The organism is Enterobacter quasihormaechei (assembly GCF_004331385.1).
GTDB lineage: Bacteria > Pseudomonadota > Gammaproteobacteria > Enterobacterales > Enterobacteriaceae > Enterobacter > Enterobacter quasihormaechei.
Map to the genome: position 1 here is coordinate 62,201 of NZ_SJON01000007.1, position 18,966 is coordinate 81,166.

Annotated in this window: 16 protein-coding genes; 3 read left to right on the plus strand and 13 right to left on the minus strand. The window is 54.3% G+C overall.

The annotated features are described in order from the left end of the window. Nucleotides 1–2: 2 nt before the first annotated feature. The 3 genes from tssC to E0L16_RS11305 all read right to left on the minus strand — a co-directional run bounded on the left by tssC (nt 3) and on the right by E0L16_RS11305 (nt 4,297). The gene (gene tssC, locus E0L16_RS11295; RefSeq protein ID WP_131636953.1) at nt 3–1,538 is read right to left on the minus strand and encodes a type VI secretion system contractile sheath large subunit; all 1,536 of its coding nucleotides are present in this window, start codon (nt 1,536–1,538) and stop codon (nt 3–5) included. A gap of 40 nt (nt 1,539–1,578) precedes the next feature. Continuing rightward, complete coding sequence (tssB, locus tag E0L16_RS11300; protein ID WP_063452315.1) at nt 1,579–2,070, minus strand: type VI secretion system contractile sheath small subunit; 492 nt, start codon at nt 2,068–2,070, stop codon at nt 1,579–1,581. 610 nt (nt 2,071–2,680) lie between these two features. Next, nucleotides 2,681–4,297 carry a peptide ABC transporter substrate-binding protein gene (locus tag E0L16_RS11305; RefSeq protein WP_131636954.1) on the minus strand — a complete coding sequence of 539 codons (1,617 nt, stop codon included), beginning with the start codon at nt 4,295–4,297 and terminating at the stop codon, nt 2,681–2,683. A gap of 183 nt (nt 4,298–4,480) precedes the next feature. Between E0L16_RS11305 and mpaA the strand changes: the two genes are divergently transcribed. Next, entirely contained in the window at nt 4,481–5,194 is a 714-nt protein-coding gene (mpaA, locus tag E0L16_RS11310) for a murein tripeptide amidase MpaA (RefSeq protein ID WP_131636955.1), read from the plus strand. Here the strand turns inward: mpaA and ycjG are convergent. Continuing rightward, nucleotides 5,185–6,150 carry an L-Ala-D/L-Glu epimerase gene (ycjG, locus tag E0L16_RS11315; RefSeq protein ID WP_131636956.1) on the minus strand — a complete coding sequence of 322 codons (966 nt, stop codon included), beginning with the start codon at nt 6,148–6,150 and terminating at the stop codon, nt 5,185–5,187. The two genes, mpaA and ycjG, sit on opposite strands and share 10 nt — an antisense overlap. A 106-nt stretch (nt 6,151–6,256) precedes the next feature. Between ycjG and tpx the strand changes: the two genes are divergently transcribed. After that, nucleotides 6,257–6,763, plus strand: a complete 507-nt coding sequence (gene tpx, locus E0L16_RS11320; RefSeq protein WP_063452311.1) for a thiol peroxidase — start codon at nt 6,257–6,259, stop codon at nt 6,761–6,763. 34 nt (nt 6,764–6,797) lie between these two features. On the opposite strand, the gene tyrR is transcribed toward tpx, so the two are convergent. The 3 genes from tyrR to E0L16_RS11335 form a co-directional block, all read right to left on the minus strand. Next, entirely contained in the window at nt 6,798–8,339 is a 1,542-nt protein-coding gene (gene tyrR / locus E0L16_RS11325) for a transcriptional regulator TyrR (protein ID WP_131636957.1), read from the minus strand. Nucleotides 8,340–8,450: 111 nt separating this feature from the next. Next, on the minus strand, nt 8,451–9,503 hold the full coding sequence (locus E0L16_RS11330; RefSeq protein ID WP_131636958.1) for a YcjF family protein: 1,053 nt from the start codon (nt 9,501–9,503) through the stop codon (nt 8,451–8,453). After that, on the minus strand, nt 9,500–10,897 hold the full coding sequence (locus E0L16_RS11335) for a YcjX family GTP-binding protein (protein WP_131636959.1): 1,398 nt from the start codon (nt 10,895–10,897) through the stop codon (nt 9,500–9,502). The genes E0L16_RS11330 and E0L16_RS11335 overlap by 4 nt, the downstream gene beginning before the upstream one ends. Nucleotides 10,898–11,052: 155 nt before the next feature. Here E0L16_RS11335 and E0L16_RS11340 point away from each other — a divergent pair, with 155 nt between their 5' ends. Beyond that, the gene (locus E0L16_RS11340; protein WP_131636960.1) at nt 11,053–12,063 is read left to right on the plus strand and encodes a LacI family DNA-binding transcriptional regulator; all 1,011 of its coding nucleotides are present in this window, start codon (nt 11,053–11,055) and stop codon (nt 12,061–12,063) included. 33 nt (nt 12,064–12,096) lie between these two features. Here E0L16_RS11340 and E0L16_RS11345 read toward each other — a convergent pair whose 3' ends face one another. The 6 genes from E0L16_RS11345 to ycjR all read right to left on the minus strand — a co-directional run bounded on the left by E0L16_RS11345 (nt 12,097) and on the right by ycjR (nt 18,960). Beyond that, nucleotides 12,097–13,011, minus strand: coding sequence for an OmpG family monomeric porin (locus tag E0L16_RS11345; RefSeq protein ID WP_063866586.1), 915 nt, complete (start codon nt 13,009–13,011; stop codon nt 12,097–12,099). A 66-nt stretch (nt 13,012–13,077) separates the two neighbouring features. Further along, on the minus strand, nt 13,078–14,160 hold the full coding sequence (locus E0L16_RS11350; protein WP_063866585.1) for an ABC transporter ATP-binding protein: 1,083 nt from the start codon (nt 14,158–14,160) through the stop codon (nt 13,078–13,080). Between the two features lie 13 nt (nt 14,161–14,173). After that, nucleotides 14,174–14,839 carry a beta-phosphoglucomutase gene (gene pgmB, locus E0L16_RS11355; protein WP_131636961.1) on the minus strand — a complete coding sequence of 222 codons (666 nt, stop codon included), beginning with the start codon at nt 14,837–14,839 and terminating at the stop codon, nt 14,174–14,176. Beyond that, nucleotides 14,829–17,108, minus strand: a complete 2,280-nt coding sequence (locus E0L16_RS11360; protein ID WP_131636962.1) for a glycoside hydrolase family 65 protein — start codon at nt 17,106–17,108, stop codon at nt 14,829–14,831. Before E0L16_RS11360 ends, pgmB begins: the two co-directional genes overlap by 11 nt. After that, entirely contained in the window at nt 17,102–18,160 is a 1,059-nt protein-coding gene (ycjS, locus tag E0L16_RS11365; protein WP_131636963.1) for a D-glucoside 3-dehydrogenase, read from the minus strand. Before ycjS ends, E0L16_RS11360 begins: the two co-directional genes overlap by 7 nt. Before the next feature lie 11 nt (nt 18,161–18,171). Beyond that, nucleotides 18,172–18,960, minus strand: coding sequence for a 3-dehydro-D-guloside 4-epimerase (ycjR, locus tag E0L16_RS11370; RefSeq protein WP_131636964.1), 789 nt, complete (start codon nt 18,958–18,960; stop codon nt 18,172–18,174). Between the last annotated feature and the right edge of the window lie 6 nt (nt 18,961–18,966).

Here is an 18,966-nt window from a genome sequence, read left to right on the forward strand (position 1 = left end):
CGTTACGCTTTCGCTTTCGGCATCTGGCTTACCAGAGACAGGTTCACGTCCATCCCTTCCACCTGGAAATGCGGAACCGCATACAGCTTCACGCGGAAGAAGCCCGGGTTGTCTTCGATATCTTCCACCACCACCTTCGCGTCACGCAGCGGATGCGAAGCCTGCAACTCATCGCCCGGATCGGTCATTTCAGTCACTAGACTACGCACCCAGGTATTCAGCTCCAGCTCCAGCAGACGGCGGTCCTTGGTGGTGCCGATGTTCTCGCGCTGAATCAGCTTCAGGTAGTGCGCAATACGCGACAGCAGGAAGATGTAAGGCAGACGGGCATTGATGCGGCTATTGGCCGTCGCATCTGCGGTGTCGTACAGCGCCGGTTTCTGAGCGGAGTTGGCCGAGAAGAAGCAGGCGTAATCGCGGTTTTTGTAGTACGACAGTGGGATAAAGCCAAGATTGGCGAACTCAAATTCGCGAGTCTCCGGGATCATCACTTCGGACGGTATCTTCACCTGGTTACCGGTACCGAGGTCGTACAGGTGGATCGGCAGATCTTTCACCGCTCCGCCCGCCTGCGGGCCGCGGATTTGCACGCACCAGCCGTTATTGATGAAGCTCTTCACCATATTAGAGGCAAAGGAGAACGACGCGCTGGTCCACAGGTATTTCTCGTGATCCGGGCCTTTCACTTGCTCAACGTAGTTGAAGCTGCGAACAGGCACGGTATCAGGGCCATACGGCAAACGCCCCAGCACGCGCGGCATCACCAGGCCGATATAGCGGGCGTCGTCAGTGTCGCGGAAGGATTTCCACTTGATGTATTCAGCGCGGTCGAAGTAGTTGCCGATATCCTTAATCGCAGCAACCTCTTCCATAGAATCTTTCAGGAAGAATTTCGGGCCGACAGAGCCAATAAACGGCATGTGTGCGGCAGCAGACACTTTAGAGATGTTGCGCAGCAGCGCCACATCCTGCGGGCTGGCGTCAAATTCATAGGATGAAATGACTGAACCAATCGGCTCGCCGCCCGGGGTGTCGTATTCGGCGGTATAAGTGTGCCAGTAGAGGCCGCTCTGGATCAGTTCCGGTGCATCCTCAAAATCCTGGCGCAGGTCGTCCTTGGAGACGTCCAGAATCTCGGTTTTCACATTCTGGCGGTAGTCGGTGCTGTCCACCAGCTGCTTCAGGCCGCGCCACAGGGATTCCACTTTCTGGAACTCCTGATGATGCATTACGGCATCCAGCTGACGGCTAATCTGAAAATCCAGCTCGGCGATATGGTGGTCAATCAGCGTCTTGTCGAGCTTATCCACGGGCTGACCGGATTTGCGGATGCAGTCCATAAATACCTGCATCGCCGCCGTCAGGCGTTCACCCGCCGGAGTGTCAGAAAGCGCGGCATCATCCAGAAACGCATTGATATCACCCAGGCTGGAGGCCGGAGTGAGGTTGATTTTTTCAAACAGGGAGGCGTAAACGCCCTCTTTTTCCAGTACGGTGGTCTGCCCCTGCGCGGAGGCGGTTTCAGTATTCACAGACATCAGCATATTCCCGGTTAATCCATTAAATTACACATGCCGCTTATTTCGGGGCCAGTGCACTCATTTCGTCGCGTAATTCCTGAGACAGCGCTGGGTCTTTAAGAATTTTCTCGAGTTCTTTTCTGAAAGTAGCGTTATCAAGAAGATTGGATTTGAGATCGCGTAATAAATTACGCATAGCCAGCATGGCACGGAGCTGAGGGATCTGGCGGGCCACCTGTTCAGGTTCGAAATCCTTAATATCGGAGAAGTTAAGTTTTATACTTTCTTCAGAACCATCCCCTGCCATTGTGTTAGGAACCGTCAGATTAACTCCCGGGTTAAATTCCGAAAGTACACTGTTGAAGTTATTTTTATTGACGTTGATTTTCTCCCTTTCGGATAATGGACGATTCTCTTTTCCATTACTGAAATCACCGACGGTAAGGAGTTTAAGCGGCAGTTCAACTTTCTTCTGCGCGCCACCTGTATGCAGCGCCAGCTTTAAATTTATGCGTGCCTTGGGCACCTCATTCTGGAACGAATCGGCCATAGCAGTCCCTTTCTTCAAAAGAAATAATGTTAAGTGAGTGACGGTTCTTTACAAACCCATATTAGAACAAAAGGCCATTCTAGATCAACTAATCAGATCAAAGATCTACATTTGGACTTTTCTTAAGAATTTTCCACTAACCATTAGTATTTATAAATACCAGACATACATGGCACGTAGAAAGTATTAACCATTTATTCACAATAAACCAGCAGGAATGCCTGCGTTAATAGAGAATATTGAATTCATTGCCCCCTGTCGCTGAGTAATTGATTTTTATCAAAGCGATTCTAAACATCAGCCGCAGAAGCGCAACCTAATATCATCTTATCCAATAAACCTGCTGAATATGGAAAAGTCCTATACCGGACGAAATCAGGTTTTAAATAGCAGAAATCATGCTGTTATACAGATAATGAATTAATGGTTACGCGCTTTTCGATAAACCGGAAGAGTAATTTCGCTGGAAGCATTCATCAAAAGAATGAATGCCACTTTTTATGGAAGGATTTTTGGTAATAACTCGCCTGTAAATAGCATTAACCCTGCGTTCAGGCGCTTAAGCGATGTACGACTATTTGCCTTAGCCACTTAAGCGCCTTACCTGGTTTTAATGCTTTTCAATATACATTGTACGACTGTACGCAACATCCTCTGGGTTATTTATCGGATACCCTTTAACCCAGGGCTTAATGAGACGACCATTGGTGTACTGATAAATAGGGGCAATCGGTGCTTTCTCGGTGAGGATCTTCTCGGCCATGTTGTAGTCTGCATTACGCGCTTTTTCAGTCGTTTCAAGCGTCGCCTGGTGAAGAATCTTATCGTAAGCAGGATCGTTGAACCGGGAGATATTGCCGGTGTGTGAGGAGGTCAGCAGCGACAGGAATGTCGACGGCTCATTGTAGTCCCCTACCCACGACGCACGGATCACGTCAAAATTCCCGGTATTGCGGCTGTCGATGTAGGTCTTCCACTCCTGATTCTGCAACTTAACGTCAACGCCCAGATTTTTCTTCCACATAGATGCGACGGCAATTGCGATTTTCTGGTGGTTTTCAGACGTGTTGTACAGCAGCGTTAATTTCAGCGGGCGCTGGGGGCCATAGCCTGCCGCCTGCAATAACGTTTTTGCCTGAGCATTTAGCTCCTGCTGTGACATCTGCTCAAATGGCGAGGTTTCCGGCGTAAAACCCGCAGTGACATCAGGAGTGAAATGCCAGGCCGGTTTCTCACCGGTTCCCAGAACTTTTTCCGCCATAATGCGCCGATCGATAGTCATGCTGAGCGCCAGACGCACGCGCGCATCTGCGGTTGGGCCTTTTTGCGTGTTAAACGCGTAGTAATAGGTACCAAGCTGTGGCGGAGTATATACCTGCCCCGGAATATCCTTTAGCAGCTTCTGGTACATGTTTTTGGGAAATGATTCCGTGATATCAATGTCGCCCGCCAGGTAGCGTTTGGTCGCTGAGGACTCCTGGTTGATCGGCACGAATGTGACTTTTTTTATCACCGTATTGGCGTTATCCCAGTAGTGAGTGTTCGGCTCAACCACCAGCTTTTCATTCACCACGCGGTCTTTCAGCATATATGCACCGTTGCCGATGAGCGCGCCAGGGCGCGTCCATTCTTTACCGCTTTCCACGTTTGCCTTTTGAACCGGATAGAACGCAAAGTTCGCCGTGAGGTTGCTGAACCATGGCAGCGGTTTGTCCAGCTGCACGCGCAGCGTTTTAGCATCAACTGCCGTCACGCCAAGCGTATCCGGAGCAGCTTTTCCATCAATAATGGCCTGCGCATTGTTAATGCCTGCGAGCGCTGCAAACCAGGCGAAAGGTGACGTCGTTTTGGGATCAACCAGGCGACGCCAGCTGTAGACAAAATCTTGTGCCGTCACCGGGCTACCGTCAGACCACTTAGCGTTATCCCGCAACGTGAACGTCCAGACACGGTTATCATTGCTCTGCCATCGCGTCGCCACGCCGGGAACCAACTCCCCTTTTTCGTTCTGATTCACCAGCCCTTCATAAAGGTCGCGGATCACCTGTATCTCGGGTAAACCCACCGCTTTTGCCGGATCGAGCGAAGCGGGTTCATCTTTAATGTGTCGAACCAGCTCCTGCTTTTGCGCCAGAACCGTTCCTTTGGGAACCTCCGCGGCATATGAAAGTGAAGAAAGCCCGCACAGCCACAGCGCAGTACAAAGAAGCGAAACAGGATGCTTCATACGATCCCCTTAATGATGTCAGGTAACAGGCAGATGCGTAATTATTTGTTTCGACACGGAGAAATGCAAATGCTTCCTCTGGAAAGTTGATGTCAGGCAATTTTCCATCCAGACGGAAACTATTTGATTAAGCGCGGGTTTTGCACAACACTGCCATAAGCGACTTCATCATCAGGGTTTACTATGGCAACCACCCGACCAAGAACGCAACGCGGCGCCTTCCCGCCCGGGACTGAACATTATGGCCGCTCATTTTTAGGCGCTCCACTGATCTGGTTTCCCGCACCTGAGCCCGATCGTACCAGCGGCTTAATCATTGCGGGCACGCATGGCGATGAAAACTCGTCCATCGTGACGCTTTCATGCGCGCTACGTACGCTGGCCCCCGATTTACGACGACATCATGTGATTTTGACCGTCAACCCGGACGGTTGCCAGCTTGGATTACGGGCAAATGCACGAGGCGTTGACCTTAACAGGAATTTTCCGGCAGCAAACTGGCGCGCGGGTGAAACGGTGTATCGCTGGAACAGTTCGGCGCAGGAACGCGATGTGGTCCTGCTCACGGGCGACAAACCGGGTTCCGAGCCCGAGACTCAGGCGTTGTGCCAGCTTATTCATAAGATCCACCCGGCCTGGGTAGTCTCTTTCCACGATCCCCTCGCCTGTATTGAAGATCCTCGTCATACGGCGCTCGGGCAGTGGCTGGCGGATGCGTTTGCTCTTCCGCTGGTAACCAGCGTCGGCTATGAAACTCCCGGGTCGTTTGGAAGCTGGTGCGCCGATCTCGGCCTGCACTGTATCACCGCAGAATTTCCGCCGATCTCCTCGGATGAAGCGAGTGAAAAATACCTCAAAGCGATGACAGATTTTCTGCGCTGGCAGCCTCAAAGATGAAGAACGCCAGAGGTAAAACTCAGGGCGGGTGAAACGTCAACCGCCAGCCAGGTTGGGCCATCCAGATCGGCAAAACGCACGCTGTTCACCAGCGGGAGTGCAGCGCCGATCGCTCTGGACGTGCACAACATACAGCCCAGCATCAGGGTAAAGCCTTGCGCCTGCGCATGCTTTGCCAGCGCCAGGGCCTCGGTTAACCCCCCTGTTTTATCCAGTTTGATGTTCACCATCTCGTAGCGGCCTTTGAGATCTGACAGACTTTCACGTGTATGACAGCTTTCATCTGCACAGACGGGAAGCGGATGAATAAAATTCGCCAGCGCGGCGTCGTCGTCTGCCGGGAGAGGTTGCTCCAGCATGGCAACGCCCAGATCGGCAAGCAGCTGACAGCGGGCCGCCAGCCCTTCGCTGTGCCATGACTCGTTCGCGTCGACTATCAGGATGGCATCTGGTACCGCCGCCCGAATGGCGACCATGCGTTCGCTAATCAGACGATCGTCGAGCTTCACCTTTAATAAGGTTGCACCGGTGGCATATAACGCCTGAGCGCTGGCCGCCATTTGCTCGGGTTCACCGATGACGACCGTTTGCGCGGTGACGATCGATTGCGGCAGCGTAACGTCCAGCAGTGAAGGCAGCGGTTTGTGTTGCTTCGCCGCTTCCAGACTCCAGAGCGCGCAGTCAATCGCATTGCGTGCCGCGCCGGCCGGCAACCGCTGCTGAAGGACCTCACGCGTCAGGCCCGCCTGCAAGTCGGGCACCACCGTCATAATTTGCGCCATGACTGAGGCCAGGCTTTCTCCGTAGCGAGGATAAGGGGTACATTCCCCGACGCCCTTTACGCCATCCTCTTCACATTCAACCACCACCACGCAGGCCTCATTACGGCTGCCGCGCGAGATCACAAACGGGGTGTGCAATGGCCAGGCTTCTTCATAGACCTTAACGCTTCTCATCACTGACTCCTTGCAGGCCGGTAAGGCATAAAATTGGTTTGCCGTGCTAACTGCGGATGACATACACTAGCTACGACGTTAACTATTTGTAAACAGGAAGATATCTATGTCACAACTCGTTCATTTCCAGGGCAACCCGGTAGCTGTTGCAGGTTCCATCCCTCAGTCTGGCAGCAAAGCACAGCCTTTTACTCTGGTGGCTAAAGATCTGTCTGACGTCACGCTGAGCCAGTTTGCTGGCAAACGTAAAGTCCTGAACATTTTCCCAAGCATCGATACGGGCGTTTGCGCGGCATCCGTGCGTAAATTCAACCAGCTGGCGACCGAAATGGACAACACCGTGGTGCTGTGCATTTCTGCTGACCTGCCGTTTGCCCAGTCCCGCTTCTGCGGCGCTGAAGGCCTGAGCAACGTCATCACCCTTTCCACTCTGCGTAGCCCGGATTTCCTGGAGCAATACGGCGTTGCCATTTCAGAAGGCGCGCTGAAAGGTCTGGCTGCACGTGCGGTGCTGGTCATCGACGAAAACGACAACGTTGTTTTCAGCGAGCTGGTTAACGAAATCACCACCGAACCGGATTACACCGCTGCACTTGAGGCACTTAAAGCCTAAACGTAAAAAAGCCTCTGCAAAGAGGCTTTTTTGTTTATTCGTCACCCTTCTTCTGATTCAACCCATATTCACGCAGCTTATTCGCAATCGCGGTATGTGAGACCCCAAGACGTTTCGCCAGCTTGCGCGTGCTCGGATAGCTACGATAGAGCTGCGTTAACACCGAACGCTCGAAACGACTGGTGATGTCGTCCAGCGAGCCCTCCATTGCCTCTTCGCCTACCAATACCGTCCCGGCATCGTAATCCGGCAACAAAATATCCTGAGGACGCAGTTCATACCCTTCAAGCTGAGTTAATGCGCGATAAACCGCATTTTTTAGCTGACGAATATTGCCCGGCCAGCCGTAACGCGTCAGCACGGTGCCGAGGTCGGCAGAAAGCTTCGGACGCGGCACGCCCTGCTCGTCGGCAAAACGGGCGACGAACAGCTCCGTCAACGGCATGATGTCCTGCGGGCAATCGCGCAGCGGCGGAATATTGAGCGTCAGAACGTTCAGACGATAGTAGAGATCTTCGCGGAATACCCCTTTCTGCACCAGCTCCACCAGGTTTTTCTGGGTGGCGCAGATGACGCGCACATCCACGTGCACTTCATGATCTTCCCCCACGCGACGGAACGTGCCGTCATTCAGAAAGCGCAGCAGCTTCGCCTGCATGCGGGGCGACATTTCGCCAATCTCGTCCAGCAGCACCGAACCGCCGTTTGCCTGTTCAAAGAAGCCTTTTTTACCTTCCGGCGCATGCCCGAACAGCTCGCTTTCCACCGCATCTTCCGGAATCGATGCACAGTTCAGCGCCAGATACGGTTTTGCCGCGCGCGGGCTGGCCATGTGCACAGCATGCGCCAGCAGATCTTTCCCCGTGCCGGTATCACCGGTAATCAGCAGCGGCGCGGTCAGATTAGCCAGCTTGCGCGCCTGGTCGATCACGTGACGCATCTTCGGGCTTACCGCAATAATCTGGCTGAAAGCGCCAACGTCCTGGCTGGACAGATTTTGCAACTGGCGGCCCATGCGCACCGTGGAGCGCAGCATGATCACTGCGCCGGTCAGCACCCGCGCAGCATTTTCGCCTTTCAGGTAGACCGGCGTGATCTCCATCAGGAAATTCTGTCCGTTAATGACGACGTGCTCGCTATGGGTATTTTGCGGGCTGCTGTCCAGCCAGCGCTGGAAATTAAACCCCGGGATCAGCTGCGTAGCGTGGTGACCGATGAGCTTTTCCTGGCTCTGCGCAAACAGCTGGCAGCTGGCCTGGTTAACGCGCTCGACTTTATTTTTCAGATCGAGAGACAGAAACGGCTCCGGCATCGCTTCCAGCAGCGCGCTCAGCGCGAGATGTTCTCGCTCGGACGGCATCCAGGGGATGGTGCGAACATCCGTAACGCCAGCGATACGGCGGATTTCCGCCATCAGGCTACTGAAGGTATTAAATTCAATTTCGGCAAAGTTGAGGTAAATTCGCCCGACAGGGTCGATCTCAATGCCACGTAAATCAATGCTACGTAAAACAAGAAGATCGAGTAACTCGCGGGTCAGACCGAGACGGTCCTCACAAAAGACTTCCAGACGCATGGGAAATTCACCGTTTAAGCCATTAACAGTAAAATGATATGTCAGATCACGGTGTTCGGGAAGGTGGCTGTCAACAAATATTGACAGCCCGCACGATTAGTAAACAAATCCTCACTGCACAGGTTTTTTACTGAGCGTCTCTTTAAGCTGACCTACCAGCTCGCGGCGGAAATCGCCCAATCGCGGCTTGTCGCCGTCGATCCAGGGAAGCGGACGACAGACCTCCATCGCTTTAATGCCTAAGCGTGCTGTCAGCAGACCGGCACCGATCCCCTGCGCCGCCCGCGCGGAGAGACGCGCCGCGAGATCCTGCGACATCCAGTCCATTCCGACCTCGCGCACCAGTTCGCTGGCCCCGGCAAAGGCGATATTCAGCAACACCAGTTTGAACAGGCGCAGACGGCTGTAATAGCCAAGCTCAATGCCGTACAGCCTGGCGATGCGGTTAATCAGGCGCAGGTTGCGCCAGGCGATAAAGGCCATGTCCACCATCGCCAGCGGGCTAACGGCGATCATCAGCGTGGATTCCGCCGCCGAACGGCTGATCTCACGGCGAGCCTGCGCATCCAGTACAGGCTGGACAATATGGGCATACAGCGTGACCACCTCCTGATCATTCTGGGTTTCGTGGATCGCCGCATACCAGCGCTGTAGCGCCGGATGAGAGTGATCTATCCCGGCCTGAGCTGCCAGCTTTTCACAAAATGCACGCCCTTTTCCCGTACCGTGGCTGTGCAGCAAATCCCGCGCTTCTTCGCGTTCGTGCGCGCGCTGACGCAGACGCCATAGGCGACGCCACTCGGTGACGACTGAGCCTACGCCCGCACCAACGATCAACACTCCGGCGGCACAGCCACCCAACGCCACCCAATCCTGGGTTTGCCAGGCATTGATGCCCCACTGCACGCCCTGCCCGATTACGCTCGCGCCAAAAAGGGCCAGCCCGGCGGTGACCATCTTGCGCCACAGGCTGCGTTTCGGGCGCAGTGCCGCGTCAACGACCGCTTCCGCCTGCCCCTCTTCAACCAGCGGTTCCTCTGTCAGCACGGGAGCAAAGTTGTCGGCCTGCGGGCCGCTGAAGGTTTGCGCCGTTTTGAACGCTTCATGCGGGGTCTGATCAAGCTGACCGGTAAAATCAATGCGTGGTTTCAACGGTTCCGTCATCGCAATTTATCTCCAATCAAAAACTCCAGCGCCGCATCCAGACGGATGTGCGGCAGTGGCTGGTCAACGTTCATCCTCTGCGGACGGAAGGCTTCGAACTGAAACCCCTGGCTTTGCCAGAAGGCCTGGCCCGGCAGACGCGCGGGAACTTCCCCTGGATAGACCGTGAGCGGCTCCCCGTCGCTGAGGCGGTTGCCCCGAAGGGCCGGAATTTTCTCGCCGTTAACGTCAATCAAACCGCTTTGCGTAGCCTGTACGGACGCCAGCCCCAGACAATCCATGCCGATCCCTTCGAAAGCCGCATTCTGCCAGGCATCCTGCACCAGCTGTTGCAGCAGGGAGACCATATTGGCGTGCTGATCGACCGTCACGTGGTCGGCTTTTGTGGCGGCAAACAACAGCTTATCGATGACCGGAGAGAACAAACGGCGAAACAGGGTGCGCTGTCCGTAATGGAAACTCTGCATCAGCTGCGTCAGCGCCAGCCGCATATCATTGAACGCCTGCGGCCCGCTGTTGAGCGGTTGCAGGCAGTCCACCAGCACGATCTGGCGGTCAAAGCGCAAAAAGTGATTTTTATAAAAGCCCTTAACCACCTTTTCACAGTAGTAGTTGTATCGCTCGCGGAGCATACCGGCGTTGGTGGTCTTGTCCGCCTGCGCCAGCTTCGATTCGTCGATGCTGTCAACGTCCGGCCACGGGAAAAACTGGAGCGCGGGGGCACCGGCTAAATCACCCGCCAGAACAAAACGGCCCGGCTGGATAAAATGAAGCCCCTCCTGTTTGCACTGGTGCAGGTAATCCGTCCAGGCTTCGGCTATGACGGCCAGCCGATTTTCATCCGCCGGCGCCAGCGGATCCAGCCCTTCGCAAAGCTGGCGCCATTTGGTCGACCACTCTGCCCGCTGCCCCTGCAACAGGCCGGTCATCTGTCGGGACCAGCTCAGGTAATCCTGCGCCAGCATCGGTAAATCAAGCAGCCATTCACCCGGATAATCCACAATTTCGAGATACAGCGTGGACGTTTCTTTGAAGTGACGCATCAGGGATTCATTCGAGCGAAAACGAAGCGCAAGGCGAATTTCGCTCACGCCACGCGTCGGGGTGGGCCAGGCGGGAGGCTCCCCGTACAACTGCGCCAGACCTTCATCATAGGTGAAACGGGGGATGCCAAAATCACGTTGCGGTACGCGTTTCACGCCCAACAGCCGCTCCTCACGCACCGCGCTTAGCAGCGGCAGCCGCGCTCCCGCATGCAGGTTCATCAGCTGATTGACCATCGCCGTAATGAATGCCGTCTTACCGCTGCGGCTCAGCCCCGTCACGGCAAGACGCAGGTGGCGATCAACGCCACGGTTCACCAGAGAACTGAATTCGTTTTTAAGTCGCTTCATCGCCGTCCTTCATTGCCTGGAACCCTGAAAAGAGTCACTTCAGAATACAGTAAATTGGGGCAGATCGTTGATTATCAATTCTTAATTATTGCTATTGCCGTTTTCTCTCCAGTAAGATGGGCGCAATTGCTGTCCGTCTGGAGTGAGTAAGGTGTATGTCACCCACCATCTATGATATTGCCCGCGTTGCTGGCGTTTCGAAATCAACCGTGTCACGCGTTCTGAATAAGCAAACGAATATTTCTCCTGAAGCGCGTGAAAAGGTGTTGAAGGCGATAGATGAATTAAATTACCAGCCTAATAAACTTGCCCGCGCACTCACCTCTTCTGGCTTCGACGCCATTATGGTTATTTCGACCCGCTCAACCAAAACCACTGCTGGAAATCCCTTTTTCTCTGATGTATTGCATGCCATAACGGCAAAAGCAGAAGAGGAAGGTTTTGATGTTATTTTACAAACGTCCAAAAGCAGTGAAGACGATCTGCAAAAATGCGTGGGTAAAATAAAGCAGAAGATGATCAAAGGGATCATCATGCTAAGCTCGCCGGCGAACGAGTCTTTTTTCTCGACGCTGGATGAATACGGTGTGCCCGTGGTTGTTATTGGTAAAGTGGAAGGGAATTACCAGAATATCTATTCTGTCGATACGGATAATTTCCGCGACAGCGCCATATTAACAGACTCGTTTATCAAGCATGGCCGCACCAAAATTGCCTGCCTGCATGCCCCGCTCGATTATCACGTTTCTATCGATCGCCTGGCGGGTTATAAGTTCAGCCTTGAGAAACACGGCATCGATATTAACCCGGCCTGGGTTATCGATGGCGGATATACCCACGAAAGCGCGCTTAAGGCGGCCAGCCAGCTCCTCTCCTCAGCCAACCCGCCCGATGCGGTTTTTGCAACTGACAGCATGAAATTGCTGAGTCTTTATCGTGCCGCGGATGCGCTAAATCTGACGATCCCGGAGCAGGTTGCCATGGCAGGATACAGCGATCCGATGCTGTCTCTCATCTTGACCCCTGCACCCGGCGGCTTTGATATCCCAACGAGAAAGCTGGGCGAAGAGAGCTGCACTCTTTTATTCAAGTGCATTGCAAGTAAACCTGCGCCGCATAAGGTGTTGGTTGAAACCCACTTTACAGATGCGGCTTCGTTACGCTAAAAACCAGGGGCAAACGCCCCTGGTATCACGTCATCAGAACGCGTAATTCACGCCGACACCCGCATAGTGGAAGCGGTCGCTGTCACCTTCGTCATGATTTTCCCATTCGTAGGCATACTCCAGCGTCATGGAAAGTCCATTCGCAAAGTCGTAAGCGTAGAGCAGCCCCAGTCGGTTGAAGTCATGCCCTTCACGGGTTGGATCGTCCTGCCAGTCCCAGTTTGACCAGCGATCGAGCCCCAGACGGGTGTAAGGCGTAAGCGTTGTCTGGCCTAATGAAACAGGCAGGTAGGCACGAATTTCCTGGGTGGAGAATTCACCGTTATTACGTGAACTGTCCATATTGAAACCACGCTCTAAATAGTAGTTAACTTTTGCAGAGACGGTTTCGTTTATTGTCCAGGTAAAACCGGTTTCCGTTTCAACACGGCTGTCAGAATAACCGGTTTTTCCCAGGTCATTCGCAAACTGGTACATGGCAAACCAACCGCTAAAACGCCAGTCATCGGTTAATTTCAGATCCCAGTCTGGCTGAATTTTGTAGCGCTGCATATTAGCACTGCCGTCTTTCGCACCGTGTTCATCTTTAAAATGATATCCATAATTACGGAAACCGCCCGTAAGACCCAGCGTAAAATCATCGGTGCCAATGAAGCGATACCGTAATTCGAATTCAGGGCGATCGAAATAGGTGCCGCGCGTCATGCTGCTGTAATCAACCGGGCCTTCCTGATACATAGCCAGTGAAATGGTCCACGCATCATACGTGGCGTTAAACCACACGGAAGGTTCATATAATCCATCTTTATCGTCACCCTGCCCTTCGACGTTTTCAATTTCATACATGGCACCAATATTAAACTCCCAGTGTTTTGCTGTTTCTGTTGCTTGCGCGCAGCTAACCCCTGCGCACAGAACGAGCGCAGCACTTCTTAGTAGAGTACTCATTAAAATATTCCTTTATAATTAACTCACAAAAAAACCGGAAATTTTCATTTCCGGCGAACACCTTTCTTATCTAATTGCTGCTTCAGTTTCAGCATCGAAGAAATGGCACTTACTCATATCGAACTGGATGCCGATAATATCTCCTGCGACGTAATCATCCGCTGCACCCGCACGGACCACCAGTTCATGCCCACCCACGGTGGCATACAGCATAAATTCTGCCCCGGTGAGTTCCGCGACGCTGATTTTCGCCGTAACGTTTTCACCGCTACGCTGTAGAGTAAGAATGTCTTCAGGACGGATCCCAAAGACGACCGCTTTACGCTGGTAACCCTGCGCATTCAGTATGGCGAGCTTGTCTTCCGGGATCTCCAGGCGCAGCGTTTCCGTCACGAAATAGCGATCGTCGATCGCGCCACGAATAAAGTTCATCGCAGGTGAACCAATGAACCCTGCCACGAACATATTCGCGGGCTCGTTGTAGACCTGTTTCGGCGCGCCCACCTGCTGGATGATGCCGTCTTTTAAAATCACGATGCGGGTCGCCATCGTCATGGCTTCCGTCTGATCGTGCGTCACGTAAATCATGGTGGTATTGAGCTTCTGGTGCAGCTTGCTGATTTCAGCGCGCATTTGCACACGAAGCTTGGCATCAAGGTTTGACAGCGGTTCATCCATCAGGAAAACCCCGGCTTCGCGCACTATCGCCCTGCCTAACGCCACGCGCTGGCGCTGACCGCCGGACAACGCGCCGGGCTTACGCTGGAGATAGTCGCGTAAGCCCAGGATCTGGGCCGCCCAGCTAACACGTTCTTCGATGATGGAGGGGGCAATTTTTTGCATCTTCAGGCCAAACGCCATGTTGTCGTAGACCGTCATATGCGGATAGAGCGCATAGTTCTGGAAAACCATCGCGATATCACGGGATTTGGCGGGAACATCATTCATGCAAACCCCGTCAATAATCAGTTCACCTGCGCTGATCTCCTCAAGGCCGGCAATCATTCGCAGCGTAGTGGATTTACCACAGCCCGATGGACCGACGAAGACAATAAATTCTTTGTCTTCAATTTCGAGATTGAAATCCTTAACCACGTGGACCTGGTTATCATAGATTTTCTGAATGTGTTTCAGAGACAGTTGAGCCATTATAAATTCCTTATCAATACGCCCGGGATGCCCAGAACGCCGTCAGGCGTTCCCAGGTCAGTTCCTGCGTTGAATGAAGTTGTAATCCCGCATGGTCCAGGCCAGGTCCAATCCCGACCGACAGCATTCCTGCGGCGTTGATCGCATCCACACCCGCGGCGGCATCTTCTATACCGATGGCCTCTTCAGGACGCACGTTCAGACCTTTACATGCCGCGAGGAAGATCTCCGGGTCCGGCTTTGAGCGGCGGATCCTGGAAGCATCGGCGCAAAAATCGAAGGCCTGATGAATACCCAGCGCATGCAAAATCCCCGGGGCGTTAAGCGATACGGATGCCAGCCCAATTTTGACCTTCGCAGCACGAATATCCGCCAGCACCTCGCGAATACCCGGAAGCAGCGAATCCTGCGTCAGAGACGCCAGCGACTGGACATAGAGCGCGTTTTTCCTGGCTGCAAGCGCCAGACACTGCTCTTCACTGAACATCCCCGCTTTCCCACCGTGCTTCAGGATGCGCTGAAGAGAATCCATGCGGCTTATCCCCTTCAGCTGTTCGTTAAACACTTCGTCGAAGGTGATCCCGATCTCCTGGGCCACGGCACGCCAGGCCAGAAAGTGAAGATGCGCGGTATCGGTGATCACCCCGTCCAGATCGAATACAACAGCGTTAAGCATCATGGCGCCCCTCCGTGGTAGCGGTCCCATTAACAGGTGCAAGAAAGTCCTGATGCGCACATACCTTCCGCCCCGATACGTTCAGCGTTTGACCCCACAGCGTCAACGTGACGGGGGCGGTAGTTTCAATGGTTAACAGATCATCTTCAAAGGTGATGTGCATAGTTGCATCCCGCCACCGCAGCGGGAAGGCGAGTTTCCGCCAGTGAGCGGGCAGCTTCGGCGCAAGATGCAGTTCCCCGTCGCTAATGTGCATCCCGGCAAACCCCTGAATGGCACCCAACCAGATCGCACCGGTGGCCGCAGCATGTATACCGTCATCGCTGCTGTGCGGGTCGTCCCCCAGATCGATGGCGATACCGTCACGCCAGAAGGCATACGCCCCCTCGGTGTCACCGCAGCGCGCGAGCACAATGCCGTGAATGGCTTTACTCAGCGACGAATCATGAATCGTGCGCGGCTCGTAGAACGTCAGATTGGCGGCACATTGCTGCGGCGTAAACCGTTCCGGCAGCAGGTAGTTAAGCATCACGACATCGGCCTGCTTCAGGATCTGCATCTCGTTCACTTCCGCGCGGGAGTAATCGAGCAGAATGGTCTGTTTACCCGCTTTGGCCTTGTAACGGCTCAGATCGATAGCCGGTTTTGTCATAAAGGTATCATCCTGCGGGATCACACCCTCTGCATCGGCCTCCGGTAACCACAAACGCGCCAGAAACGTCTCGGCATTTTCCGTAAAACGCGCATCGTCACGCCCAAACATCGCCATAAACTGGCGCGCACAGGCCACGTTGTGCCAGGCCAGGTAGTTGGTGTAGGCGTTGTTGTTGACATGCTCGGTGTATTCGTCCGGTCCGATCACGTCATGGATCTCCAGACGACCATTGACGTCCGTCGCGCGTCCCATCCAGAACGAAGCGGTTTCCATCAGCAACGTCAGGCCTTCGTGACGCATAAAGGCATCATCATGCGTCGCCTGCCAGTAAGCGACGACGGCCCAGGCGATATCTGCCACGATGTGGTGTTCAGCGAGTGCGGAAGCCACCTTCTGGCGAACCCCGGTACGAATGTTAATTGCCGCGAACTCAGGCGTCTCTTCCTGTCCGCTGGCGGCGCTTTCCCACGGAAACAGCGCGCCAGGCCAGCCGTTACGACGCGCTTTTTCACGGGCGCCTGAGAGATTAAGCCAGCGATAGCGCAGCAGGCTGCGGGCAATCTTTGGACGGGTAAACAGATGGAACGGCAGCAGGAAAATTTCGGTATCCCAGAAGACGTGCCCCTTGTACCCCTCACCCGTCAGCCCTTTTGCGGCGATACTGCTTCGCTCATCATGGGCAGGCGTCATTGTCGTCAGGTGCCAGACGGCGTAATCCAGCGCCAGCTGATCCTGTTGCTCCGGGGAAGTCACTTCCACACGGGCGTCGCGCCAGACGTCTTTCCAGGCATACGCTGAGCTCTCACGCAGCGCCTCGTAGCCCCTTGCCGCACAGACTTTGAGATCGGCCAGCGCATTGCGCGCGAAAGTTTCCTGCGATAGCGCTTTATCGCTGCGATGTGTCACCCAGACGATCTTCTCAAGCGTGACAGTGTCACCCTGAGCAATCGTCAGCGAATGATGCACGCTGAGCCGACGATTTTTAGCGGTGAAGCAGCTGTCGCTCTTCGTCGAGAGCTTGCAAAACGCCGAAACCACAATCTCAGACGCCCGGTCCTGCGTTTCATACACGCCCTGCATGTAATGCTGGTCAAAGACCCTGACCGAGATTTCATCCAGATGCTGCCTGCCGCTGTTCGTTTGCGTTGCATCAATACCGGTTTTCAGCACGGCCTGCGCGGGAGCATCAAGGGGAGTGATTGCGAGCTGCATAGCCACTAAAGGCAGCTGGTCCAGCGACACAAAACGGCGACTCTCCAGCCGATAGCGTTTGCCGTTGGGTGAACGCCAGACAACGTTGCGATGCAGTTCGCCGTTTGCAAAGGCCAGCTCGCGCTGCCACTCAAGTATTTCCCCTGAAAGGAGGGTGAAATTGACGCCGTCCAGCTCAACATCAATACCAGTGATATCCGGCAGGTTGACCAGTTCAGTGGTCTCGTTGCGACCCGCGCGATGATAAAGGCCGGCAAGATACATGCCCCTGGTTTGCAGGGTGTAATCTTCTTCATGCGCAGCGCGAATGCCCATGTAGCCATTACCGCAGGTCATGACTGAGGCATATTTATTCAGGCTGTGAGGACAAAATCCCGGATCGGTTAATACAGATACGTTCAGCATAATGTCACGCTTTCCCCTGTTTCTGCGGATTCATAAAGCGCGGCGACAAGCTGTTGAATAACCAGTCCCTGCTCTGCGTCAGCGATCATCACAGGCTCACCCAGCACATGCCGCACGAAGGCATCCATGCTGCGCAGATGGCGCCGATCGTCCGCCTCTTCACGCTGGGCAAGGGTTTCCAAAATACCGGCTTCGTCGTTATAGATATGCGCCGGGAACAGCGTTGCGCCCGCCTTTTCACCGCAGAAAGAGACGTTCATGATGGACTGCTCGCGGATGTTAAGCGCAAAGGAGGTATCCAGACGCAGAACGCCGCCGTTGCAGAATTCGATCGTGCCAAACAGGGCATCTTCTACGGTAAACTGCGCGGGATCCCACTCGCCAAACTGGCCGCTGTGTTTCTGGTTTCCGAGCTTCTGGAAGCTGTGCGCGGTCACCCGCTTCACCGCCGGGAAACCCAGGACGTACATGGCGGCATCCAGCATATGAATGCCAATATCAATAAGCGGTCCACCGCCCTGGAGCGATTTGTTGGTAAATACGCCCCAACCCGGTACACCGCAGCGGCGCAGCGCCTGCGCCGAGGTAAAGTAAACTTCGCCGAGCGTGCCGTTCATCACCGCATCACGCAGCAGCTGGGTATCCAGGGCAAAGCGATGATGAAAATCATACGCGAGGACTTTTCCAGCCTTACGCGCCGCAATACGCATCTGGTCGGCCTGTTCCGGCGTCATCGCCGGCGGCTTTTCACACATCACATGACAACCCGCTTCGAGGGCCGCCATGACGTGTTCAAAATGGCACCGGTTAGGCGAACAGACGCTCACCACATCCGGTCTTACTGTCTGCAACATCTCGTGAGCGTCCTGCCATGCCGATGGAATAGCATAACGTTCCGCGAACGCCTGTGCCTGTTCAGGGCGGCTGTCCATGACAGCCACCATTTGAACATCACTGCGCGAGGCGTAATACGAGGCATGCACTTTGTCTGCAACCTGCCCGGCGCCAATGATGGCGACGCGCAGAGGCAAAGGTGTAGAAGCACTCATCACGCTCGTCATCCTTAGCATTCACGCAGGTAATTGAGTGAGTCTTGATAGGCCTTGGCCGGATCGTCGGCACGAACCCGGCATTCGTACACTACATAACCCTGATAGTTATCGGCACGCAGTCGATCGAACAGGCTGGCGAAATCGAGGCTGCCGCTGCCCGGCTGATAGCGGTGGTTATCAGCAATGTGCACATGGCCCAGCAGATCGCGGTTCTGATGCAGCGCATCCGTCAGCGAGTCTTCTTCAATGTTCATATGATAGAAATCACCGATGATCTGCACGTGCTTCAGGCCGTTCTCTTCGATATAACGACGCGCGTCGGCCAGGGTATTGATCATATGATCCTGGTAGCGGTTCAGCGGCTCCAGGTAGACGGTGGTCCCGGTACGCGCGGCGACCTCATCCAGCCAGCGCAGGGAGGCGCTAACCGCTTTGCGGTCACCGTCCAGGCTGCGTGGCGAGGTCATTGGCGGCAGACGGAAGGTAAACATCCCCCAGGCCGCCGGCACGATGATCCCCTTTCCGCCCACTTCCTCCAGCGCTTCCAGAATGCGTTCAATCTGCTGTAAACCGTTCAGACGGCGTTCTTCGATGAAATCCCCGATCCAGCCGTCGTATCCGCCACACGCCGTGGTCACCGGCAGGCCGGTGGCTTTAATAGCGGCTTTCACTTCATCGAGATTTTCCACCAGCAGGCGGCCATCAATTTCATAGCCATCAAATCCCATCGCTTTGATGTAGTTGAATTTTTCCATGATGTTGGTCGGGAAAAAGGCCTGGTTTTGTGTTGCGATCTTCATGATTTG